The sequence below is a fragment of the Thermococcus sp. CX2 genome (assembly GCF_012027555.1).
Lineage (GTDB): Archaea > Methanobacteriota_B > Thermococci > Thermococcales > Thermococcaceae > Thermococcus.
Genome location: NZ_SNUQ01000018.1, coordinates 1 through 255 on the forward strand (window position 1 = coordinate 1; position 255 = coordinate 255).

Below are 255 nucleotides of genomic sequence, written 5' to 3' on the forward strand. Positions count from 1 at the left end.
TCTCGATGCTCTCTAGGATAGGCATTATCTCAAGCACCTCAAAACCGGCACCTTCTATTACGTTTCTCAGCCCCTCCATGTCTTCGACGGCCACTTTTATGAGGTACTTCTTGCTCGTGAAGCGGTTGATCTCGATGATTTCCTCGAACTCTTGAAGCTTCTCTGGCTCGTCAGTTTTGATTATCAGAGCAACGACGTTGTGGGCCCTCTGGAGTTCCGGATTGAGTTTAATCGTGTAACGCTGAATAATTCCTT

Annotated in this window: 1 pseudogene; it reads right to left on the reverse strand. The window is 47.1% G+C overall.

The window, feature by feature from the left end:
* Positions 1–255: pseudogene (locus E3E23_RS09940) on the reverse strand (AsnC family transcriptional regulator); the annotation flags it as partial.